The following is a 24863-nucleotide window of genomic DNA, read 5'->3' as shown; positions in this document are numbered from 1 at the left end:
CTAAACCCCCTTTAAAGACCTTACTATTTCTTTAAATAAGTTTCCTCGCTCCTCAAAACTACTAAACATATCCCAACTAGCACATGCAGGAGATAATAAGATAACATCATCTTCATTCGCTATTTCATAGGACTTTGTAACAGCACTTTCCATACTACTTACCTTAATTATATTATTGTACCCCTGTTTCCTTGCAATATGTTCAATTTGATCCGAAGTCTCTCCCAATAATACCAAATGCTTTACCTTTCCTTGAAAGAAGCTGATCAATTCAGTAAAATCAGTTCCTTTATCCATTCCACCTGCAATCAAAATAATGGGTTTACTCATGGCTTCTATAGCCTTAATGGTAGCCTCTGGATTTGTGCCCTTAGAATCATTGATAAAATCTATACCCTTAATCGTCTCTACTAACTCTATTCTATGTTCAACACCCTTAAATTTCTTTAACACACTTCTTATAACTTCTACAGGAATATTGGCATAATAGGTAATCGCAACAGCTGCTAATACATTTTCCAGATTATGACTGCCAGGCATTTTTATTTCAGAAATAGGACATATAGGTATGGTTTTCCCTTGATCTTTAACCACAATCTCATTGCTCTTTATACAAACTCCCTCATCTAGGGATAGGCTTCTGCTAAATAATACTACTCTTCCCTTGGTTCTATTCACTAGGGAAAATGTATTCACATTATCCGCATTGAGTATGGTGATATCCCCCTCAACTTGATTAGAGAAAACCTTGCTTTTGGTAAAGATATAATTCTCCATTGTTTTATGTCTATTCAAATGGTCCGGTGTAATGTTTAATATCGCTGAAATCTTAGGATGAAATTGTTGAATTCCTTCCAATTGAAAACTACTTATCTCTACTACAAAACAAGAATTTTGCGTGGCTTTATCAATAAAGGAAATCATAGGGGTTCCTATATTTCCCACCACAAAGGTTTCCCTTTTAGAAGCCTTTACTATTTCTCCTACCAAGGAAGTTGTCGTAGTTTTACCATTGGTGCCCGTTATAGCAATAGTCCATGAGGAAATTAATCTATAAGAGAGTTCTATCTCATTTAAAATCTCAATATTTTCTTTTCTTGCCCTTTCTAATATAGGGATATCCATAGGTACGCCTGGACTTGTAATAATATAATTTATGCTAACTAAAAGAGATTGTGGGGGCTGCTCCCCAAATATCCCTTTTAGATTAGGATGTTTTAATAATTGGCCAACCTCTGTGCTTATTTTTTCTTTGGACATGATGTCAGTTAATACTACATGGGCACCTTTAGACAGTAAGTATTTTGTCACAGCTATACCACTTTTGGCCACTCCTATTACAAGAAAGTTTTTATTTCTAACTATCATATATTCACCCTTTTTCAATTTAAAATATGGATAATGCTAACATACTTATAAGTGCCAAAATTGCAGTAGCTATCCAAAAACTAACCACAACCTTAGTTTCATGATTCCCCTTTAGTTCATAATGATGATGTAAAGGACTCATTTTTAAAATCCTTTTTCCTGTCAGTTTAAAAAAGGAAACCTGCAAAATTACCGATAGAGCTTCAATCATATATACACCACCTATGAGAGGGAGAAAAAGTTGCATTCGTGTAAGTACAGCTAGAGCTGCAACTGCTCCTCCAAGTGCCATAGAGCCAGTATCCCCCATAAACACCTGTGCAGGATAGGCATTAAACTTCAAAAATCCTAGACATGCTCCTGCTATTGTTCCAGAAAAAATGCTCAATCCAGTATATCCACTTCCTAAACTGACTATAGCAAAGAAAGCTGCAACGACCAATGTAACTCCTGTAGCCAAACCATCCAATCCATCTGTTAGATTTACGCTATTGGCTGTACCCACTACAACAAAAATAGTAAGGGGAATGTAAAATATCCCTAAATTAAGATATTCAGATGTAAAAGGTATTAGAAGTGTAGTTCCAATATAAGGATGATTAGCGGCATATATTGCCACTACAGCTCCTATTATCAGTTGGCCGATTAGTTTTTGATAAGCTCTTAATCCCAAATTTCTTTTTAACACTACTTTAATAAAATCATCTATTAGTCCTATTAACCCAAAGGATAATGTTACAATCATCGCTATGATTAAATTGGTATTTTTCCATGCAAATAACAAACTTGTAACAAATACAGCGAACATCATAATTATCCCACCCATAGTAGGTGTTCCAGTTTTCTTAATATGACTTTGCGGACCTTCTTCTCGGATACTTTGTCCAAATTTTAATTTTTCCAGTATAGGGATAATTATGGGTCCTATTAAAATTGATATGATAAATGATATAACTGTTGCATATATTAATTGTCGCATCCTCTAACTCCTCTCTTGTAAAAAATTTACAATTTTCTCCATTTTTAATCCCCTGGAACCCTTCACTAAAAACACATCCCCATTTTCAATAAAAGATGTCAAGTATTCTATAACTTCGCTATTGGATGAAAATGCCAATGTTCGATTTTTAGGCATTCCTCCATTTCTTGCCCCCTGTATATAATAGGAAGAGTACTCGCCGAGGGTTAATAAAACTTCTATCCCCATCTTTGAAACATAATGGCCGATCTCAACGTGTGCTTTCTTTGACCAATCACCCATTTCTAACATATCCCCCAAAATGGCAATCTTTCTACTGGATTTATTAAAATCCCTTAACACTTGTAGAGCCGCATTCATGGAATCAGGATTGGCATTATAAACATCATTTATTACCTCGATTTCACCAGCCTTAAATATATCCATTCTCATCTGACTAGGTTTAAATCTGTCTAATCCTTGCTGAATTTCCTGTTGGGAAAGGTTAAAATGTTTTCCTATATATATTGCCATCAGGCCATTATATATATTATGAATACCCGGTAAACTTAGTTTAAAATTTCCTATATTTTTCCTGCCTTCCTCTACAGAAAAGGCTACTTCCTTTTGATCTTTTATTATATTACTGGCCTTTAACCCAAGTTTTTTCCCTTCTATACCAATATGAGCAACCCTATATTTCTCACTATTTATCCCTTGTAAATATTGATCATCACCATTTAATAGGGCAATATGATTTGTGCCTAAGGTTTCTAATATTTCTTTTTTTGCTTCAAATATTTTTTCCTGTGTTCCTAAGTTTTCGATATGGGTTAAACCAATGTTGGTTATTACGGCTATATCTGGATATACCATATGTACTAATGTGCTAATTTCTCCTAGATCACTCATTCCCATTTCAATGACAGCAATTTCATGATGCGGTTCTAATTGAAAAAGTGTCAAAGGTAAGCCAATCTCATTATTATAGTTCCCTTGGGTTTTTAATACATCATATTTCTGAGATAAAACCGCAGCAATCATATCCTTGGTGGTTGTTTTTCCACTACTTCCCGTGATCGCAATAAATGGAATGGTAAACTTTTTTCTGTAATGAAAAGCTAGCTTTTGAAGCGCTGTGAGAGTGTTCTCAACCAAAATCATATCCGCATTTTTATTCCTTTTATTTGGATCACTAATTATACATGCCGAAGCACCGCTTTCTATGGCATGATGAATAAATTCGTGTCCATCGAAATTTTCACCCTTAATGGCAATAAACAAATCTCCCTTTTTTACCCTCCTACTATCTATACAGATTCCACTTATAGTTTCTCCTTCTGCATCATGAATTAAATTACCCTCTACAGCCCTTATAATTTCGTTTTTAGTCATCTTTTGCATCTACTTCACCCTCACCTAATAATTGGTTAATTATTTTTTTTTCATCAAAAGGAATTATCTCATTTTGAATAATTTGATATCTTTCATGACCTTTACCTGCAATTAATATAATATCATCTTTTTTCCCTATAGCAAGTGCACTTTTAATAGCACTTTTCCTATCTTCAATTATTTTATAAGGTTTTCCAGTTTTTTTAATTCCAGGAACAATATCCTTTATAATGGATAAAGGTTCCTCATTTCTTGGATTATCCGATGTAATGATCATAAAGTCAGCATAAAGACCTGCAACCTCTCCCATAATGGGTCTCTTTCCTTTATCCCGATCTCCCCCACATCCAAAGACTACAATTACATTGCCCTTAGAAAATTCTCTTATGGTTTTTAAAATATTCTCTAATCCGGCGGGAGTATGCGCATAGTCAATAATAATACCATAAGGGGTATTTGTATCTAACATTTCAAATCGTCCTGGTACCCCAGGTAAATTAGACAAGGCCTTTCTTGTTATTTCTAGGGGTATTCCCTCTGTATAAGCCAGTACAATTGCTGCTAAAGCATTGTAGATACTAAAAATGCCAGGAATATTTATGTAAAAGCCTTCACTATTATTTTCAATATTTACAGTAAAAAAGGCACCCTTATTATCTATTTTAATATTTTTAGCCACAAAATCACAATTATTTTTAATACCATAACTATATACGGGAATTTCTCTCCCCTTGGAAAGACTGATTAATTTTTCCCCGTATATATCATCTCCGTTAATAATATTCGCTTTATCGGTCATGTGAAAAAGTTTTGCCTTGGCTTGAAAATAGTTTTGAAAATTTTTATGAAAATCTAAATGATCCTGAGATAAATTTGTAAAGATTCCAATATCAAAATTTGTGTCTTCCACTCTATTTAACTCCAAAGAGTGGGAAGATACTTCCATAACTGTATAGGGAATATGTTCTTCATTAATTTGATGTAAAATTTGTTGTAAATCAACGGATTCAGGAGTTGTATGGGTTCCTTTATATAGAGTTTCTCCTAGATAGTTTCCTAAAGTGCCGATTATCCCCAGTTTTACGCCCCATTGTTTGAAAATTTCCCCCAATAAGAAAGAAATAGTAGTTTTGCCATTTGTACCTGTTATACCGATTAACTTCATTTTTTTAGAGGGATAATCATAAAATCTATTGGATAAAGTAGCCATGGCTAAACGGCTGTTTTTTACTTTTATATAGGTGATATGGGATTGCTTTTTATTCACTTCATTTTTATATAAAATTGTAGTCGCACCATTTTCTATTGCCTCTGATATATATTCATGTCCATCTGTGTTAAAACCATTTATAGCAATAAACATGCTATTCTTTTGACATTTTCTAGAATCATAGTGTATACTCGTTATTTCCCTATTGGTTTCTCCTTCACAGGATACAATATCAAGTCCTTGGATTAATTTTTTTAAGTTCAAAGCATATATCCTCCTCTATATTAGAAGGCTCTTTGCCTATTATTTGCACATTTTTAACTATGTATGCTTGATTTCTCATTATATTCTCTAATAATGGCAGTGAAAAAGAGTTGTTTCCATGTCATTTTTCACCTAATGTAGAAATGCAACTTAATGAATTATCAAGTTGCATTTCACATCTTTAGTAATTTTATTCTACTGGTTTAAATTCTACTGTTATGTGAGATCCTTTTTCAACATATTCTCCCGGTGAAGGATTTTGTTTTACCGAAATTCCACTTCCCACTATCTGGATATTTAGGTCATTCTCTTTTAAAATCTCATGGGCCTGCTGAATGGATTTATCAATCACATTTGGCACCATAATTTTTTTGCTATCTTCTGTGGAGTTTCCTTGGGCGTGCTTTATTTTCAATTGTATTTTTGTATTCACATCTACTTCAACACCTGGTAAAGGACTTTGATCAATAATGATATCCTCTCCCTTTATACCATCTGTGATGAAAGATAATTTTTTGGTTGACAATATTTGTGCGGCTTCATCCATGGTCATATTTCGTACCTCTGGAATAGTCACCTTTTCTACCTGGTCTATTTCTTCTTCATAGTTTGGAGGAATATCCAAATATTTCAAAACTTCTCCCATCACTTCGCCGGCTACAGGAGCTGCAATTTGACCCCCATAGTGATTGTATGGACCAGGCTCATCAATAATTACTAAAACAGTTACTTTTGGATCAGTTGTAGGGGCTATGCCAACAAAAGAGGCTACATATTTTCCATCACCATATTTACCATCAATTACTTTGTTTGCCGTTCCTGTTTTCCCTCCTACTGCATAACCTGGCACTTGAGCTTTAGACCCAGTACCTTCGCTAACAACTGTTTCAAGTATATCCAAAAGAGTTCGTGACGTTTCCTTTGAAATTACTTGTCTCACTTCCTCTGGTTTATACTCATGGATCACTTTATTGCTATCCGATTCAAGTAGACTTCTCACTATCCGTGGTTTCATTAATACCCCATCATTAGCCACAGCCGAGACAGCAGAAATTAATTGAATGGGCGTTACTGTAATTCCCTGGCCATAGGATCTTGTTGCAAGGGATACATCACTAACATCATGGTTTGCAGGCACAATTCCTGCTTCTTCCCCTTCTAGATCTATACCTGTTTTTTCACCAAAGCCGAATCCATAGATATGTTTATAAAAGCGATCTGCCCCCAATTCTAAAGCGACCTCTACAAAGGCAGGGTTACATGAGTTTTGTACAGCTTCTTTAAAGGTTTGAGCCCCATGGGCCCTTGGATACCTCCAGCACTTAAGTTTTCTATCTCCAACAACGATAAAGCCCTTATCATAGAAGGATGACTCTGGTGTAACTACCCCTTCTTCTAACCCTGCAGAGGAGGTAATAATCTTAAACGTTGAACCCGGTTCATAATTAAATGCAACCGCTGGATTTTTCCACATTTCTTGTTGTTTTTGTCCTAAATCTTTTTCTTTTCTTTCTGAATCATCATCACTCTTTTCAGTAAAATCATGATATAATTTGGTATTTAAAATATCTGGAATTTCCCGTGGATTATTTAGATCATAGTCTGGCTTAGTAGCCATCCCAAGAATATCTCCTGTTTTAGGTTCCATTACTAATATTGTTACTCGTTTAGCATCATTTTCATACATAGCCTTTTCAGCAGCTCTTTCTGAAAAATGTTGTATAGTAGAGTCTAAACTCAATTGTATGCTATTACCAGAGATTGGATCAACACGTGTTTCTGTGCCTGTTGCAATTTTTCTTCCCCTTGCATCTCTTTGATATGTTAATGTACCATCTTGCCCCTTCAATGCATCATCATATTGTCGTTCAATACCATAAAGTCCTTGATGATCCACGCCTGTAAAACCTAGTACATAGGGAGCAAAGTGACCATTTTTATAGTATCTTTTCTTATCTTCCGCAAACTCCAGTCCTCTTAAGTTTTGTTTTCTAATCTGTTGTGCTTTGTCATTATCGACTTTTCTTTGAATGAGTACAATACTCTGGGTATCATCTTTCAATTTTTTATAAATATTTTCTTGATCTAACTCTAATACTTCTGATAAGACGTTTGCTACTTCTTGAACATCTTTTATATCTTTAGGTCTGGCATATATGCTGGTACTGGTTGCATCCTTTGCCAAGATTTCCATGTTTTTATCATAAATATCGCCTCTAGCAGCCGTAATGGGTATAGTAGCCACCAACTGATCTAGCTTCTTTTCCATTAAGTCTACAGAGGCGAAAATTTGTAGATAAGTTAATCTTCCTACGAGCACCATAAATAGAATTACCAAAGTAAGCAAACTAAAAATTAATCTTCTTTTAAGTCGCAGTTGTAATGCAGACAAGTAATACAACCCCCTTAACCAAACTAATCAATAAAATTTAGGATTTTAGAAAGGAAAGCTACCGAATTATCGTGATTAGGAGTGGTATTTGAATTACTAGCACCTAATTTTGCATTTTCAGAATGACTCACCTTTATAGGAACCATTTGTTCAGCTGTAGGCTCTATCATGCCCAGTTGATTTTTTGCGATATCTTCTATTTTTCCTAGGTCTTCACTTGCCAATAACTGACCCTCAACACTATCCGTTAACATATGTAATTCATTTAATTCCTGCTCTAGATTTAGAATTTCTGCATTCATAGTATTTAGTTTTGTATATTGAAAAAGTATTGTTAATGCCACCACAAAAATCAGCATAGTAAATGCCATGTACTTTACCTTTACTATTCTTTTTGTCTTAGCATGAGTTTTTGTTTTGCTCTTTGAATTGCTTTTTGGTTTCCTATTAGGTTTATATACAGGTTCTTCTAATGCATATTGATAATTTCGTTTTTCTGCTACTAACATTTTTATTCACTCCTTTTTTATTTAGAACTATTCCTTTCTAACACCCTTAATTTCGCACTTCTAGATCTTGGATTATCTTTTATTTCTTGTGCCTGTGGAATTATTGGTTTTCGAGTAATTACTTTTACTAAGGATTTTTGATTACATATACATTGGGGAAATTCTGGAGGACATGTACAAGGATTTTCAAAATGTTTGTACACTTTTTTCACTATACGATCTTCTAATGAGTGAAAAGTAATAATACATAATCTTCCTCCTGGAATCAGGTGTTCAAGAATATCCCGAATGGTATTTTCAAGAATGCCTAATTCATTATTCACCTCTATTCTTAATGCCTGAAATGTTCTTTTGGCGGGGTGACCTCCGGTTCTCCTAGCTTTTGCTGGAATTGCATTTTTGATTATTTCCACTAGTTCCCCGGTGGTATGAATTGTTCTATTTTTTCTGTAATCAATAATAAATTTTGCAATCCTATTGGCCCAGTTCTCTTCTCCATACTCCTTTATAATTCTTGTTAATTCATCCTGTGAATAATTATTTACAATATATTCAGCACTAAGGGATTGTCTATTATCCATTCTCATATCAAGCGGAGCGTCATGTTGATAGGAGAATCCCCTTTCAGGTTCATCCAATTGATGGGAAGAAACTCCTAAGTCCAATAACATTCCATCAATTTCATCTATTTTAAGACTATTTAATATTTGTTTTATATTTCTAAAATTGTCCCTTACAATGGATATTTGAGGTCTTTGTCCTATTAATCTTTCTGTTGCTATATGAATGGCGTTTTCATCTTGGTCGATGCCTATAAAATGTCCTTTTTCTTCTAATCTGCTACAAATAGCTTGTCCATGGCCAGCACCACCTAAGGTGCCATCTATATATGTTCCTGTGGGATTGATTTTTAAATGTTCAATACATTCATCCAGCATAATAGGGATATGATTAAATTCCATTTTGTCACTCTCCTAATCACTTTTTTATTTTATTTTGTCATTTTGATATCTTTATATCCCTAGCAAAGACATTTTCTCTGCAATGGCATCATAGCTTAGGTCTTCATCATCATTATAATCCAACCATTTTTCTTTACTCCATACTTCTAGTCTATTGGAAACCCCTATAATGATAGCTTCCTTAACTATGCCAGCGTACTCTCTTAAGTTACCGGGAATAACAATTCTACCTTGTTTATCAAATTCACATTCTGTTGCTCCAGCAAAGAAGAAACGCACAAAAGCCCTTGCATCTTTGCTGGTTAAAGGAAGAGAACGCAATTTCTCCTCAAGTATTTTCCACTCGTCAATAGAATATACAAATAAACATCCATCTAGTCCCTTGGTAAGTACAAAATGTTCTCCTAATCCTTCTCTAAACTTAGACGGAATAATCATTCTTCCTTTATTATCTATGTTGTGTTGATATTCCCCAATAAACATATGATCACACCTCATTGAGGATTCTACCACTTATCCCCACTTTTACCCACTAAGTTATTTAATTACACATTTATCATGAAAATCCTTCTTTTTGGCAAAAAAAAATAGAACTTCATGAAGTTCTATTTTTTCTTAAATAATTTATTATAACTACTCCCATTATTATGGTTAAAACACTGATGAGTTGAGCTACACGAATTTCTCCAAACATTAGACTATCCGTTCTTAGTCCTTCAATAAAAAATCTGCCTACTGAATATAGTATTGCATACAACAGAAATACTTCACCATTAGCTTTTTTTCTTTTTCCATACCAAAGAAGGAAAAAAAAGATAGCTAAATTCCATAGAAACTCATAAAAAAATGTAGGATGCACCTTGATCATTCCCTTAATAGGATCATTGACTGTAATGGCCCAAGGTAGATTGGTTTCTCCCCCGTAGGCCTCTTGATTAAAAAAATTCCCCCATCTTCCAATAGCCTGTCCTAGGATTAAGCTAGGTGCCATATAGTCAACGATCTCCCAAAATGACAGCCCCTTTTTACGAGTATAGATTATAGCCACAATTATAGCTGCAATAACTGCTCCATGAATTGCCAATCCTCCATGCCATATGGCAAATATTTCCTTTGGATATTGGGAATAATATTCCCATTTGAAAATCACGTAATATAGTCTAGCACCAATTATAGCCGCTGGAGTGGCATAAAAAACTAAATCTAATATTTTTTCAGCATCATAATTATTTTTTTTCGCTAAATGCATAGCTAAGAGTAATCCTATTAGAATACTACTTGACATTAATAATCCATACCATCTTACTGGTAAACCAAATATATTAAAAGCTATTGGATCCACTGTGCACTCTCCTTTTATATAATTTTTTTAAATTATTCTTCTTAAATATTATAGAATTCTTTATTGAATGTTTCAAGGTTTTAATCCTATGTTTTCTACTTAGTCATGGGCGACTTCTCATTATATATGTCATCTAGTTTCCTATAAACTGCTTTCATAAAATCTGGGTGAGTGTTCCAACCTGAAACATAATTCACCTTAATTGAAGAGGGAATTTCTATTTTTTCTACCTGCTCTGGAATAATTATTGTACTATATAGATTATCAAAAGGAATATATATAGGTGCTACAACTAGTTCTGAAATACCTTGGTCTAGGATTTCTGACATGCTTCTTTTTATAGAATATTGATTGCTATTTAAAAATGCCATTTTGGTCTTTTTATTTTCATAACCCCTTAGCATTAGATGGTTTTTTATATCTCTTGCAAAGGCGATTTGCTGTTTATCCGCCTCTTTCACATTTATATTTGCTCTATCTGTATATCCACTGCCCACCAATAATACCCCTACCTTGGATTTCTTTTTCTCTTTTGTAGCATCTTCTATTTTTTTTACCAATGCTTGTTTTAAATCTTCCTCTTCCCAAAATGGGTTATTATAAAAAACATGGGCATTATAGTTATAAAATCTAACTTTTTCTACTCTTTCCTGAATTTGAAACCACTGGTCTGATTGATCCAATAGGATATTTATTATCCCTATATTTGTTGCTCCCCCTTGTATAGCTTTTATAATTTGTTCTTCTAAAAGTGGCTTTTGATTTAAATAAGCAATATATAAATTCCCATCATTGTTTTTCCATGACTTTTTTATGGTATTTTCGAATTCTTTTGCAATCTGTGTAGAAGGATCTAATCCGGCCTTCTTATATATTTTCTTATATTTATAGAGTATAAATGGAGAAAATATTTTTTTCTGAATTTTTGAATAATTGGGAGAGTTTGATATGATATGTTTCCAAGTTTTAGGTTCATAAAATTTAGGGTATGTTGGTAAAACTAATATTGCAGCATTTTCATTTATCTCCTGTTCTGCTTGCTGTTCTACTGAATATTGATAATCAATCTGACCACCATATAGAAATAGGAAGTTTAGAAAGTAACCAATAAATATTCCTAAAATCATGATTTTTGTAAAAGCCTTTTTATCTTTGATGCTCTTAAATCTATTTATTGCCCAAAACAATAAAAATATAGCAACAAAAAGCATCTTATTTTCCATCAAAACTGAACTTGTCATATAACTTGTAGCAAAGCAACCTAACAATATTCCATGGACCAAATAGGACTTAGTATTCTTAAAAATCATATTCCACCCTCCTATTACTTAAATATTTATGTAATACAGAAAGGAATATTCTTTTTAGTTTTTAAAGATAAAAATATCTCTTTTGGGCAAATCACATTCTACCTAGAGAGATATTTTTATATTTTTTATTTAATTAATTCTACCATTTGTCCATTTTTTATTGCCGCAGCATTACCTTCTTCAACATCCACGTGCATTTCTAAAGCATAAGAAGGACTTACTCTGACTAAAACATTATTAAAGATCAATCCCCTTGGGCCATTGATTTTCACATTGACTATGTCTTTGTCCTTCACTTCAAATTGCTTGGCTTCTTCTGCGTGCATATGAATATGTCTTGCCGCTACAATTATGCCTTTTTCGATTTCAACTTCACCTTTAGGTCCTATAATTTTTGCTCCAGGTGTATCTTCAATATTTCCAGAGTCACGAGTAGGTGCCTTTACTCCTAAAACAAATCCATCTGAAACAGATATTTCAATTTGCGTATGGGTTCTTACTGGTCCTAGTATTCTAACTCCTTTAAGGGTTCCCTTTGGTCCAACAATATCTACCTTTTCTTCACAGGCATATTGTCCTGGCTGTGATAGGTCTTTCATTTTCGTTAATTGATATCCTTCTCCAAATAAAATGTCTAAGTCTTCCTGACTTAGGTGAATATGTCTATTGGACATAGCTACTGGTATCATGTTTTTCATATCATTTCCTCCTCATACCATGTTTAATATTATTTCTAGTCAATATTGTAACATATATCCTGTGAATTTTGTATACAATTTATTTTGCTTATTCCGCATAGACATCTAAACGAAGCTTATCTGCTACCATAGCAATAAACTCTGAATTTGTAGGTTTTCCCTTTTCATTATTTATAGTATATCCGAACAAAGCGTTAATTGTATCTAGTTTCCCTCTACTCCATGCCACTTCTATAGCATGTCGAATAGCTCTTTCTACTCTACTAGGAGTAGTGTTATGTTTTTTTGCAATGGAAGGATATAATTCTTTGGTAACTGCACTTAATAAATCAATATTTTTTATTACCATTTTTATTGCTTCTCTAAGATATATATATCCTTTGATATGTGCAGGTACGCCAATTTCATGGATGATATTTGTTATTTGAGAATCTATATTTGCTTTATTTCCTTGGGCCATTTTGTGTACATTGGTAATAGGTAAAGGTCTATGTACGATATCATTTTCCTGTGCAACTGAAGTAGTATCCACGATCTGACGAATACGTTTTGCAAAAATCTCCATATCAAAGGGCTTTACTACATAATAATCCGCTCCTGATTCCACAGCCCTTTGGGTAATTTTATCTTGTCCTACTGCTGACAAAACAATTACCTTAGGTTTCTTAGGTGTATTTAAAGAGTCTAGCCTTTCTAGCACAGCTAACCCATCCAGAATTGGCATAATAATATCTAAGACTAATACATCTGGTTGCATATCTCCTATTATTTCCAGGGCCTCCATGCCATCTTTGGCAACGCCTATTACTTCCATATCCTCCTGTTGCTCCAAAAAATCACTTAAAATGTTAGAAAAATCTTTATTATCATCTGCAATCACTATTTTGATTTTTTCCATTGTTCATATCCCCCTTATTATTCCATTCCTAAAGTACATCTTTTTAAATTATTCGACAATAGTTAATTTTATCCTTCAAATTTATGAACTTTTTCTAAATACTTTATTTTTAATAGGATATTTTGAATTTTTTTATGAGAGCAACTATCTTTACTCTAGAGAAAGAAATGAGTTTAATCATCAAGGGGAAGACAGGATTTATTCTTTCAAAAAAAAGAACCCTTTTAAGAGTTCTTTTAAAGTATTCCTACTGTTTTTCCATTAAATTGATATCTGCCTCTTCTAGCATCCATTCTATGAATATTCCATAACCTTTGGAAGGATCATTCACAAAAACATGGGTTACCGCCCCTACTATTTTATTTTCTTGTATAATAGGACTACCACTCATTCCTTGTACTATACCACCAGTCTTTTCTAATAATCTAGGATCAGTAACTTTAATGATCATGCTTTTTCCTGTCTTTGAGGGCTGCATTGTTAGTTTTTCTATTTCTATATCATACATTTCTACCTGATTATCATCAAGAGTCGTTAGTATTTTTGCAGGTCCTTCCTTTATATGCTGCTGTAATCCGATGGAAAGCGCTTTGGGTATTTTATCATTAATGAGTTGGGAATAAACTGTTCCATAAAGACCTTGTGAGGTGTTTTTTTCGATATTTCCTATTTTCTTATCCTCATTATAAAAAATACCTCTTATTTCCCCTGGCTTACCCTTTTTACCCTGTATAACAGAGGCAACCTTGGAAGAGACTATTTCTCCATTATTCACTGGCATAATAATGCCAGTTGTTATATCTGTAATAGCATGTCCCAATGCACCATATTTTTTTGATTTATCATGATAAAATGTTAATGTTCCTACTCCTGCAGTATTATCTCTTACCCATAATCCAATTTTGTATTTGCCATCTGTTTTATCCTTAATAGGTTGGACACTAATTTTTTCCCATGTATCTTTTCTTTTGATTTCAAGCTTTACTGGCCGATCAGAAATATTATTAATAACCTTAGATACTTCCTCTGCTGTATTTACTTTTTGGTCATCTATCTTATACACGATATCTCCTACATTTACATTGGCATCTAGCCCTGGAGAATGAGCTTTGCCATCCTCTGCTTCTATCTCAGATAATCCTACTACGATTACACCCTTTGTTTTTAATTTTACTCCTATAGATTGACCGCCAGGATATAATTTAACATCTGGCAATACCTTAACTTTCATAGAACGTATAGGCAAGAAACCAAATAGTTTAATATTTAAATCTATTTCTCCTGTCTTATCTGACTGAAGTTTAATAGGATTTTTTAGATTTAAATTATAGTCAGCTTTTTTTGAACCATTAACTTCCATAATATAATTTTCCTCAGCTGTTGCCTTTAATTTAATCGGGAGGTTAAAGTTTAGCACTCTTTCTTCCCCCTCTATGACGTATATTTCATGAGGGAAATTTACTATCTTTTGAAAAGAATCGCTAAAATTAACAGATAATAATAATATAATTAAAAAAATCCCTAGAATTTTTTTTATTTTTATTTTATTCAAAAAAACCACTCTCCCAATATTTTTGTTATAATATTTTTCACCTCCAAAATAAAAGCATTACTATTAAGATTTCCTTTTGCGTAATCTGTTATTCAATTGGATATTTTTAAATATTTCCATGAATAAATTGAAAAGCATCTAAAATATTTTTAGTTCTGGCTTGAATTTTTGCATATGATCTTGCCGCAAAATAATTTTTGCAAAAAAAATAGGATAATCCTATTTTAAATTACTTTTTATTTGTTTTGCCATATGCAACATTTCCTTTGCATGACTAAGAGTAAGAGTTGTAAGCTCTGCTCCTCCAAGCATTCTAGCTAATTCTCCTGTTTGTTCTTTGGTTAAGAGTTCATAGATATTGGTTCTGGTTTCATTATTTTCTATTTTTTTCTCAATAAGATAATGCGTATCAGCCATAGAAGCCAGCTGTGGCAAATGGGTTATACATATCACTTGATAGGTCTTAGCAATCTTTGCCATTTTCTCTGCTACTACTTGTGCAGTTCTTCCACTAATCCCTGTGTCTACTTCATCAAATATTAAAGTTTCTTTTTTATCTACATTAGCTAAAATTGTCTTAAAAGCTAACATAATCCTTGATATTTCTCCTCCAGAAGCTATTTTGATTAAAGGCCTTGCTTCCTGTCCAAGATTAGTGGATATTAAAAATTCAATTTTATCTATACCATTGTCACTGGCGTACTTTTCTGAAGTCTGTATATTGACTTTAAACTGCGCTTTTTCCATACCTAAGCTTCTGAGTTCTTTGATGATATTGTCTTCCAATTGCTTGGCGATTATATGTCGAGTGGAGGATAGTTTTTGTGAGACTGTGATATAATCCTGCCAGCATTTTTTCATATTCATTTGAAGTTTTTCAATTTCATCATTTTTATTTTCTATTCTCAATAATTTTTTTTGTTGTTCTTGCTTATACAGCAGTATTTCTTCTATGCTTCCACCATATTTTCTTTTTAAATCATTTATTGTACTCAGCCGTTTTTCTATTTGATCCAGTTCTTGGGGATTAAACTCCATATCTTCATTATAATCTCTTATGGCAAAACTAACGTCTTCAACTTGTATAAAAGCATTATTTAATTGATCTAAAACAGATTTCATTCCCGAATCAATAGTACTTATTTTTTCAATACAATCCAAAGCCTGGCTCAATTGGTCATAAATAGAAGCCTGTCCGTCTATTCTTCCATAGAGCAATTCATATGCTTGATTTGCATTTTGAAAAAGTTTTTCTGCATTTACTAATAAATTTCTTCTTTCTTCCAGCAGCTCTTCTTCACTTTCCTTTAACTTAGCCTCTTCAATTTCTACCACCTGAAATTTTATAATATCCTTTTGCCTTTCTAGATACATATCATCTTGTATAAGTTCTTCTAAGGATTTTTGGACATTCTTATATTGCTGATAATGCTTTTTCGTTTCACTACTTAACTCTCCAATAGTATCTCCACCATAGGAATCTAAAAGCTCTTTATGGGTTTCCCAGTGTAATAAGGATTGATGTTCATGTTGCCCATGTATATCCACTAATAATTCTCCCAGCTCTTTCATCGTGCTTACAGGGACTATTCTACCGTTTATCCGGCATATGCTTTTCCCATTATTGGTTAACTCACGAGTCATAATCATGGTGTAATCCTCTTCCATATCAATTCCTTTTTCCTCTAAAAGATTTTGTATTCTTGATTGATTATGGGGAATCACTTGAAATAATGCTTCTATAATCATCTTTTTTTGACCTTGTCTAATGCTTTCTCTATTAGCTCGTTGACCTAATATTAGACCCAGAGCATCTATGATTATAGACTTCCCTGCACCAGTTTCACCTGTTAGTATATTTAAACCCTGATTAAAGTTTATCTTTAAGGAGTCAATTAAAGCAAAATTAGATATATTTAATTCTAATAACATATTACTCTTCTCCTCACTAACTATTTGATTAATTTTTTAAATCGCTCTACCATATTTTCCATCATGCTAATATCTCTTATTAGAACAAAAATGGTATCATCTCCCGCAATACACCCTACGATCTCTCCCCAATGCAAAGCATCAATAGCTACTGATGCGGCTGAGGCTGTACCCGATAATGTTTTTATGACTATGGTATAACCAGCATAGTCAATACCTTGAACAGACTCTTTAAATACCTTTATAATACGATCATTCATTAAATTGTCGGTGTTTTGTAATGGTGCATAATGATAACGATGATTATCTGACATTACTTTTATGAGTCTTAATTCCTTTATATCCCGTGATACAGTGGCCTGAGTTACATTAAATCCATTTTTTTTAAGAATTTCTGCTAATTCTTCTTGGGTCTCAATCTTATTTTCTTTAATAATTTCTAATATTTTTGCATGTCTTGAGATCTTCAATATTATTCCTCCCTAAACATTATCCTTGTGGAGCACTGTTCTTTCCGCTAATTTATTTCTTAATACATCGTAAAAGGTCCGATGATTAACCCTAATAAAGTTAGCAGAAAACTCAGCTTTTTTCACAACAATGTCATCTTCATCTTGAAGTTTATATCCCTCCTGACCATCTATTGTCAATAAAATATCATTCTTCCTATCCTCTATTTCCACTCGGATTTTTTCTCTATCCGAGATAATAACTGACCTTGCATTAAGTCTATGGGGACATATGGGAGTAATAATTAGCAAGCTATTTTTGGGGTCTACTATAGGTCCACCGGCAGAAAGTGAATAAGCTGTAGAACCAGTAGGACTGGAAATAATAAGCCCATCAGCAGGATAAGTATCTAAATAATTATTATCAATAAAGGTTTTTAAGTTTATAATTCTTGCAAAGGCTCCTTTGGTGATAACAACATCATTTAAGGCAAAAAAAGTTTTTACTAATTTATTGTTATTAAAAACAGCAACTTCTAACATCATTCTCTTTTCTAAAGCATAATGATCTGCCATAATATTTTCTAGGGCTTGATAAATATCTCCTATTTCTACTTCTGTAAGGAAGCCTAAATGTCCTAAGTTTACTCCTAGAATTGGAGTTTCATTTTTTCCTACCCTTCTAGATACACCTAGGAGTGTACCATCTCCACCGAGAACGATGATAAAATCAGCATAAGCGTATATTTCATCAGCTTTATATGCTAAATCTTTTCTATGTATTTTTTCCGCGTCTATTTTTTGCAACAATACTTCCCCATCATGTTGTTCAATCCATTGTATTATTTTTTTCGTTAAGTCTAAATTTTTGTCTTTAGTAAAATTAGGGATAATACCTACCCTTTTCACATCACCACCGCCTGTTTATCTATAATTATTCTACTACCTTATGTATTTTTCCTGCATTTTCATCATATATTCATCATAAAAATGTGCTCTCTATTCACAGATATTAGTTTTTCTCCAAGCTATTATGAGCTTCTTCCACAACCCGGACTATTTCCTCTTCTATTAAATCCATCCCACTGTTTGGATCTTTAGTAATATAGGAAAGAAACTCAATATTTCCTTGGGGACCTGTTATAGGTGAATAAGACAATCCCTTTATAAAAAAGCCTATATCCCTCATTTGATCAGTAACTTTTTTAATAACTTCAATATGGGTTTTGGGATCGGCTACCACACCTCTTTTCCCTACTTTTTCTCTTCCCGCTTCAAACTGAGGCTTTATCAATGCAATAATCTCTCCCTTTGAGTCTATTAAATGATATAAATTTTTTAGTATAATTGCAAGAGAAATAAAGGATACATCTATGGTAGCACGGGTGGCAATTTCTCCGATATTCTCTAAGGTTATATATCTAAAATTTGTACGTTCCATGGGAACTACCCGTGGATCTTGTCTAAGTTTCCAAGCCAATTGTCCATAGCCTACATCTATGGAATATACTTTTTGTGCCCCATGCTGTAGAAGACAATCGGTAAATCCCCCTGTGGAAGCACCGATATCCAATACCGTCCTATTTTTTACATCAAAGGTAAAAATCTCAAAAGCTTTTTGTAGTTTTAGTCCTCCCCTGCTAACATAAGGATTAGCATCACCTTTTACTTTGATTGTTGCCTTTTCATCTATTTTTTCCCCGGGTTTATCCCTAAGCTGCCCTTGGACAAACACTATTCCAGCCATGATAGCCGCCTTGGCTTTTTCACGACTTTCAAAAAAACCCTGTTCATATAGGATTGTATCTAATCTTTTTTTCATTCTATTCTCTCCTAAATTAATATGGTAAATCTATTTTTTCTACCCATTTTTTATTTCCCTATACATCTTCAACCTTTTTAGACTTTGTACTTGTTTATACCTATTTGTAGTTATTTAATGAAAAGGTATTTCATTTATCGCGCGAACAGCTATCTTCATCATATTAAATATTATACCAATAAAAATAATAAAGATTAGAAGAACAAAAACACTATATAAGTTTGTATTTTTCAGTGGAATCTCTAAAAAAGACTTAGAATATGGATATAATCAAGGTCTCTATGGATACTAGTATAACCCATCTGCACTGTGATTTTCTTTTTTTCTGAACTTCTCTTCACTTTTTTAGGCATTCTTATGTATTTTTCATTATCAGCAACAATTACCTTCATACCTTATTAGATAATTATAGAGGAATTATGAAATTCATAATTCCTCTATAATGTACACAATATTGTATTAAAGGTCTATTTAAACATCATTGGACGTCAGCAGTCAAACCAAGAAACTTTATCCATATGTCCTCTGGCGGCCTTCGGATTGGATAGTCCTGACTAAAATACTACGTCATTAGAATAGAAACGGCGATCTTCATACTTATAAAATATGAACATTTACTTCTTTACCATTGGATAAACTTTTATATTTTAAAATAAATAAATTATAGCATAAATTATTATGGAAATCAAAAGTTAATATATTAAATTTGCAATAATAATTCCTAATAGTGCACCCATGAAAACCTCTTTAGGAGTATGCCCCAATAATTCCTTCAACCTCTCCTCAGTAAGCTTTTTACTTGCATGTATATCATAAATCATTTTATTTAAAATTTTTGCTTGTTTTCCTGCTGCTCTTCTAACACCGGCAGCATCATACATAACAATAAGAGCAAAAGACAAAGATATGGCAAATATAGGTGAATCCCAACCATACATTTTTCCTATGGTGGTGGTTAATCCCATACTAAAAGATGAATGAGAACTAGGCATACCTCCAGAACCCATAAATCGCGTAAAATCAAATTTTTTCTCTTGGATTAATGTAATGATAACCTTTAGAGCCTGGGCGATAAACCATGATAAAATAGCAACATTTAACGCCCTGTTCCGGATAATCCCATTAAAAAATTCCACCCTTGTTCCTCCTTAATTAATAATCCCTTATACATATAAACTTCCCTAATTCACCTATAAATTCACTTTTTGCACCAAATAATTCTATAGCCTTAAGAGCTTCATTTAAAAGTTCCTCTACCATTTTTTTAGATTCTTCTAAACCATAAATAGAGGGATAAGTTAATTTTTTATTCTTATCATCGCTACCTACACGCTTTCCTAATTTTGTTTCATCACCAATGATATCTAAGATATCATCCACAATCTGAAAAGCTAGGCCTATTTTTTCCCCAAACAAGGTAAGAGCTTCTAGCTGCTTTTCATTGGCACCTGCACACATAGCTCCTGCTCTTAAAGATGCCCGAATTAATGCTCCTGTCTTGTGGGAATGAATATACTGCAGTGTTTCAAAGTTCAACCCTTGATTCTCACATTCTAAATCCTTGGTTTGTCCTCCTATCATTCCAAATATCCCTGCGGCCTTTGCAATTTCTTGAATAGCCCGAATATAATTGTCTTTTTCCCTCTCTGTATTAAAGGGAACATTATTGAGCATCAGCTCAAAAGAATAGTTTAAAAGGGCATCCCCCGTAAGTACAGCCATACCCTCGCCATAGACTTTATGGTTTGTAGGTTTTCCCCGTCTAAAATCATCATTATCCATGGCTGGCAAATCATCATGAATAAGGGAATAGGTATGGATCATTTCTAAGGCACAGGCTAATGGGATAGCTTGTGCTCTCTTATTTTCATCAATGCATTTGATAGCCTCTAGAAGTAATATGGGTCTTAATCTCTTTCCTCCCGCAAAAACACTATATTCCATAGACTGAATTAATACATCGGGAATTTCTTGTTCTTTTGGGAGAGCGTTTTTTAAATACTGGTCAATCTCTTCAACATATGCTTTTAATCTTTTGTTAAATGTCATTTTTCCCTTCCTCTCCAAATAAATCAAACTTTTTCTCCTGTACACTTCCATCTTCTTCTATCAAAAGACTAATTTTATTTTCTATAGATTCTAATTTTCTATTGCAATACTTCGTAAGTTGTATTCCCTCTTCAAATATCTCCACAGCTCTTTCTAAGGAAATTTTCCCATCTTCCAATATAGATACAATTTCTTCTAATCTTTCTACTCCTTGTTCAAAGGTTTTTTCACTATCCTTCAAAGTTGTATCCCCCCTTCTCTGTTCCCTCTACTTTACAATAAATGCTTCCATTTTTCATAAGTATTTGTATTGACTCACCTTTCTCTACTTCTTCTATACTTACAATTAATTTATCTTCTTGATTCTTAACCATTCCAAAACCTCTATTTAATACTGCCAGTGGACTTATACTTTGTAATTGTTTCAATCCACTTTGGAACCTTTCCCTCTCAATAAAAGCCCTTTTATTCATTTCTCTTATTAGATTGACATTTATCCAATCCATTTGTTGCTTATACTGATTTAAAAGATTAAGGAGTCTAGTCCGATTGTAATATCTCTCTATTTCTTTAAGCTTTTGATTATTATTATTTATTATACCTTTCATCAATTGAATTAATCTTTGTTTAAGCATAGCAATATTATATTGCAAATCAAGTTTTGGTGGTATTGCCAATTCAGCTGCAGCTGAAGGAGTGGCTGCTCTCATATCGGCTACAAAATCTGCGATTGTAAAATCAGTTTCATGACCCACTGCGGAAATTATTGGTATTTTAGATGCGGCTATACTCCTTGCAACTTTTTCCTCATTGAATGCCCAAAGTTCTTCAATAGATCCTCCGCCTCTTCCTATTATAATTACGTCTACATTATTCTCTTTGTTAAAAAACTCTATGGCCTTAGCCAGTTGTCCAGAGGCCTCTGTCCCTTGTACCAATACATGGAAGATAACAATTTCCACATTGGGATTTCTCCGAGTGATCACTGAAATAATATCTCTTACTGCTGCTCCAGTAGCGGATGTTATAACGCCTATGGTTTTTGGTAAAAATGGTATAGGCTTTTTAATATGATCATCGAAAAGCCCTTCTAATTCTAGTTTTTGTTTCAATTGTTCAAAGGCTAAATATAATGAACCTATGCCATCAGGCTGCATTTGTTGTGCATATAATTGGTATTGACCATCCCTCTCATAAACTGAAATATATCCTTTTATAATCACTCTCATTCCATCTTCAGGCATAAATTTTAAGTCTTGACAATAACTATTAAACATTACACAACGAATGCGACTTTTTTTATCTTTTAAAGTAAAATACATGTGTCCCGAGGAGTGAAATTTAAAATTTGAAATTTCTCCCACTACCTGTAAGTTATTTAAAATCACATCTATGGACAATAGTCTGTTTATATAATCATTTACTTCGCTTACATTAAAAGTTTTCATCTTCATGATCTCAAAGCCGCCTCTAAGGTGTTTTCCAGCAACATGGTAATGGTCATAGGTCCTACCCCACCCGGAACAGGAGTAATCAATTTTACTTTTTCTATGACATCATGGAAATCAATATCTCCTACTAAACTTCCATTTAATCTATTCATCCCTGCATCTATAATAATCGCTTCTCTTTTTATCATTTTATGATTAATCAGATGTGCCTTCCCTACAGCAGATACAATAATATCTGCCTGTTGGGTGTATTGAGCCAAGTCTCTTGTCTTGGAGTGACAAAGAGTCACTGTTGCATCTTCATTTAAAAGTAGAGTAGCTATAGGTTTGCCAACAATATTACTTCGTCCAATGACCACAGCGTGTTTACCCCGAATTTCCACGCCATAATATTTTAATAATTTAATTATACCCTTGGGAGTGCAGGAAACAAAACTGGGCTGACCCAAAAATAGTTTTCCTAAATTGGAAGGATGAAAACCATCCACATCCTTAAAAGGACTAATATGTGCATTGATAATATTTTCATTAATATGATCGGGAAGAGGGAGCTGTACTAATATTCCATGAATCTTTTCATTATGATTTAATTGTTCAATCAATTTTAAAAGTTCTTCCTCCTTAGTACTATTCTGAAGCCTATGTATTTCAGAATAGAAACCTACTTCCTTACAAGCCTTTTCCTTCATATTTACATATGTATGAGAGGCAGGATCTTCCCCTAGTATAATTACTGCAATACCTGGAATGATGGCTTTTTCATTTTTTAGATGGATAACTTTTTGAGCTATTTCCTCCCTAATTTTCTTTGCAAGTTTTTTGCCGTCTAAAATTTTAGAGTTCATAACTTCCCTCCTATCTATTTTGATGTTGTGCTCTTCCCATTAGGGCAACTCCTACACTATTATCGGTAGAATACCGTGGCTGGCAAAAATACAACTGTATTCCTTTAAGTTTCAAACGGGTAACCAAGTGATTTTTTATATGTTTATTGGAAGCCACACCACCTACAAATAAAATATCCGTGATTTTGGTAGTGCTTACAATATTCATGATAACTTTCTCCAATGACTTAGCTATACAGTGAATAACCCCTAAGGCAATATCTTCATCTTTGCAGTTTTGTGCAATCAAGTTTTGTGCCTTCGTTTCTGGTCCTGAAAAACTTATCTTATTTCCTGAAACCGAGGAAGGAATGATTACGCCTCCTTTGCTCCCCTTCATGGCCAAATGTTCTAATTCAGGACCACTAGGAAAATTAAGCCCCAAAGCCACTCCTACTCTATCAATAAATTGCCCTGCATTTAAATCCTGACTTCCTCCTATAATCTCTTCCCTAAAACCCTTTTGCTGCCTTTGTGTCATTAGAATCTCGGTAGTCCCCCCAGACAAATGTACTGTGATAAACTTTTCTCCAATAGTTCCTTGGGATGACCAAATTCCTGCCATGATATGACCCTCTTGATGGGAAGTGCTGTAAAAAGGAACTTTTAAAAATTTCGCAATAGCTTGTCCCATGGTTTTGGAAACATTAAATACCGGCATATAGGATTTTTCGGTAGGTCTTGGACATGTACTAGAGCATACCCCTAATATATTCTTATTTATTGTACTATTTTCTATTTCTTCTATTAATTGGGAAAGATTATTGATATGTTGAAAGACTGCCTCCGACTGTCTTATCCCTCGTTCACCTTTTTTCACTTGTATAATTTTCCTTTTATCCAATACTACTTGTTCCTTCTCGTCTACTAGGGCGATGGAAGTAGTATAGTTACTTGTATCTAAGCCAAGATATAGTCCTTCCATTATTCATCTCTACTATTGGCAATAGAATCTAAAACTCCATTGACAAACTTGCTGGATTCCTCATCACTAAACCTTTTTGTTAATTCTATAGCTTCATTCATGGATACTTTTTTAGGAATATCCTCTCTTAATAACATTTCATAGGTAGAAACTCTTAAAATAGCCAAATCAATTTTACTTAATCTGCCAATCGTCCAACTTTTTAGATGTTTTCCAATGGTTTCATCAATAGTCTCTTTATTTTTTATGAGGTCTTCTACAAATTCTCTAATGTATGTCTGTTCTTCCTCTGGGATATTTTGTTCCTCCATATAATTAAAAGCATTTTCATCAAAGCCCTCTTTATAGTAATCTATTTGAAAAATAATCTGCAAAATAACTTCTCTAACTCGTCTTCTACTCAATGCTCTCCCTCCTATCTTTATTAAAGTATTTTATCCTATAGATGCCAGCTATATGTCAGTTTTAGAATATTCTTTACCTAAATAAACCC

The 24863-nt window shown here is 33.5% G+C and carries 24 protein-coding genes; all 24 read right to left on the bottom strand.

Features of this window, described 5'->3' with window-relative positions:
* The gene (gene murD, locus NSA47_RS03330) at window positions 1-1368 is read right to left on the bottom strand and encodes a UDP-N-acetylmuramoyl-L-alanine--D-glutamate ligase (protein ID WP_257529484.1); all 1368 of its coding nucleotides are present in this window, start codon (window positions 1366-1368) and stop codon (window positions 1-3) included.
* 19 nt (window positions 1369-1387) lie between these two features.
* On the bottom strand, window positions 1388-2347 hold the full coding sequence (mraY, locus tag NSA47_RS03325) for a phospho-N-acetylmuramoyl-pentapeptide-transferase (protein ID WP_257529483.1): 960 nt from the start codon (window positions 2345-2347) through the stop codon (window positions 1388-1390).
* A gap of 3 nt (window positions 2348-2350) precedes the next feature.
* Complete coding sequence (locus tag NSA47_RS03320; RefSeq protein ID WP_257529482.1) at window positions 2351-3730, bottom strand: UDP-N-acetylmuramoyl-tripeptide--D-alanyl-D-alanine ligase; 1380 nt, start codon at window positions 3728-3730, stop codon at window positions 2351-2353.
* Window positions 3714-5195, bottom strand: coding sequence for a UDP-N-acetylmuramoyl-L-alanyl-D-glutamate--2,6-diaminopimelate ligase (locus NSA47_RS03315; RefSeq protein WP_257529481.1), 1482 nt, complete (start codon window positions 5193-5195; stop codon window positions 3714-3716). Before NSA47_RS03315 ends, NSA47_RS03320 begins: the two co-directional genes overlap by 17 nt.
* Before the next feature lie 190 nt (window positions 5196-5385).
* Complete coding sequence (locus tag NSA47_RS03310; RefSeq protein WP_257529480.1) at window positions 5386-7587, bottom strand: penicillin-binding transpeptidase domain-containing protein; 2202 nt, start codon at window positions 7585-7587, stop codon at window positions 5386-5388.
* Between the two features lie 23 nt (window positions 7588-7610).
* Window positions 7611-8096 carry an FtsB/FtsL family cell division protein gene (locus tag NSA47_RS03305; protein WP_257529479.1) on the bottom strand — a complete coding sequence of 162 codons (486 nt, stop codon included), beginning with the start codon at window positions 8094-8096 and terminating at the stop codon, window positions 7611-7613.
* 17 nt (window positions 8097-8113) lie between these two features.
* Window positions 8114-9058 carry a 16S rRNA (cytosine(1402)-N(4))-methyltransferase RsmH gene (rsmH, locus tag NSA47_RS03300; RefSeq protein WP_257529478.1) on the bottom strand — a complete coding sequence of 315 codons (945 nt, stop codon included), beginning with the start codon at window positions 9056-9058 and terminating at the stop codon, window positions 8114-8116.
* 51 nt (window positions 9059-9109) lie between these two features.
* Window positions 9110-9541, bottom strand: a complete 432-nt coding sequence (gene mraZ, locus NSA47_RS03295) for a division/cell wall cluster transcriptional repressor MraZ (protein ID WP_257529477.1) — start codon at window positions 9539-9541, stop codon at window positions 9110-9112.
* Window positions 9542-9653: 112 nt separating this feature from the next.
* Window positions 9654-10400 carry a prolipoprotein diacylglyceryl transferase gene (gene lgt / locus NSA47_RS03290; RefSeq protein ID WP_257529476.1) on the bottom strand — a complete coding sequence of 249 codons (747 nt, stop codon included), beginning with the start codon at window positions 10398-10400 and terminating at the stop codon, window positions 9654-9656.
* A gap of 95 nt (window positions 10401-10495) precedes the next feature.
* Window positions 10496-11710 carry a hypothetical protein gene (locus NSA47_RS03285; protein ID WP_257529475.1) on the bottom strand — a complete coding sequence of 405 codons (1215 nt, stop codon included), beginning with the start codon at window positions 11708-11710 and terminating at the stop codon, window positions 10496-10498.
* 125 nt (window positions 11711-11835) lie between these two features.
* On the bottom strand, window positions 11836-12408 hold the full coding sequence (gene pduL / locus NSA47_RS03280) for a phosphate propanoyltransferase (RefSeq protein ID WP_257529474.1): 573 nt from the start codon (window positions 12406-12408) through the stop codon (window positions 11836-11838).
* A gap of 88 nt (window positions 12409-12496) precedes the next feature.
* Window positions 12497-13306, bottom strand: coding sequence for a sporulation transcription factor Spo0A (gene spo0A / locus NSA47_RS03275; RefSeq protein ID WP_257529473.1), 810 nt, complete (start codon window positions 13304-13306; stop codon window positions 12497-12499).
* Window positions 13307-13553: 247 nt separating this feature from the next.
* Entirely contained in the window at window positions 13554-14867 is a 1314-nt protein-coding gene (gene spoIVB / locus NSA47_RS03270; RefSeq protein WP_257529472.1) for a SpoIVB peptidase, read from the bottom strand.
* A gap of 210 nt (window positions 14868-15077) precedes the next feature.
* Complete coding sequence (gene recN / locus NSA47_RS03265; protein ID WP_257529471.1) at window positions 15078-16790, bottom strand: DNA repair protein RecN; 1713 nt, start codon at window positions 16788-16790, stop codon at window positions 15078-15080.
* 20 nt (window positions 16791-16810) lie between these two features.
* Window positions 16811-17260, bottom strand: a complete 450-nt coding sequence (locus tag NSA47_RS03260; RefSeq protein WP_257529470.1) for an arginine repressor — start codon at window positions 17258-17260, stop codon at window positions 16811-16813.
* A 12-nt stretch (window positions 17261-17272) separates the two neighbouring features.
* A complete protein-coding gene (locus tag NSA47_RS03255) occupies window positions 17273-18148 on the bottom strand; it encodes an NAD(+)/NADH kinase (RefSeq protein WP_257529469.1) in 876 nt (291 codons plus the stop codon).
* A gap of 103 nt (window positions 18149-18251) precedes the next feature.
* Window positions 18252-19061, bottom strand: coding sequence for a TlyA family RNA methyltransferase (locus NSA47_RS03250; RefSeq protein WP_257529468.1), 810 nt, complete (start codon window positions 19059-19061; stop codon window positions 18252-18254).
* Between the two features lie 692 nt (window positions 19062-19753).
* Complete coding sequence (locus NSA47_RS03245; protein ID WP_257529467.1) at window positions 19754-20197, bottom strand: divergent PAP2 family protein; 444 nt, start codon at window positions 20195-20197, stop codon at window positions 19754-19756.
* 16 nt (window positions 20198-20213) lie between these two features.
* Window positions 20214-21110 (bottom strand): polyprenyl synthetase family protein, encoded by an 897-nt coding sequence (locus NSA47_RS03240; RefSeq protein ID WP_257529466.1) that lies wholly within the window; start codon window positions 21108-21110, stop codon window positions 20214-20216.
* Window positions 21100-21351 (bottom strand): exodeoxyribonuclease VII small subunit, encoded by a 252-nt coding sequence (locus tag NSA47_RS03235; protein WP_257529465.1) that lies wholly within the window; start codon window positions 21349-21351, stop codon window positions 21100-21102. Before NSA47_RS03235 ends, NSA47_RS03240 begins: the two co-directional genes overlap by 11 nt.
* The gene (gene xseA, locus NSA47_RS03230) at window positions 21341-22558 is read right to left on the bottom strand and encodes an exodeoxyribonuclease VII large subunit (protein ID WP_373370304.1); all 1218 of its coding nucleotides are present in this window, start codon (window positions 22556-22558) and stop codon (window positions 21341-21343) included. The genes NSA47_RS03235 and xseA overlap by 11 nt, the downstream gene beginning before the upstream one ends.
* A gap of 2 nt (window positions 22559-22560) precedes the next feature.
* The gene (folD, locus tag NSA47_RS03225) at window positions 22561-23406 is read right to left on the bottom strand and encodes a bifunctional methylenetetrahydrofolate dehydrogenase/methenyltetrahydrofolate cyclohydrolase FolD (RefSeq protein WP_257529463.1); all 846 of its coding nucleotides are present in this window, start codon (window positions 23404-23406) and stop codon (window positions 22561-22563) included.
* Window positions 23407-23416: 10 nt separating this feature from the next.
* Entirely contained in the window at window positions 23417-24370 is a 954-nt protein-coding gene (locus NSA47_RS03220) for a Kae1-like domain-containing protein (protein WP_257529462.1), read from the bottom strand.
* Entirely contained in the window at window positions 24370-24774 is a 405-nt protein-coding gene (gene nusB, locus NSA47_RS03215; RefSeq protein WP_257529461.1) for a transcription antitermination factor NusB, read from the bottom strand. Before nusB ends, NSA47_RS03220 begins: the two co-directional genes overlap by 1 nt.
* Window positions 24775-24863: the final 89 nt, after the last annotated feature.

It is taken from the genome of Irregularibacter muris (assembly GCF_024622505.1).
GTDB lineage: Bacteria > Bacillota > Clostridia > Eubacteriales > Garciellaceae > Irregularibacter > Irregularibacter muris.
This window is presented reverse-complemented; position numbering and strand designations above follow the sequence as displayed.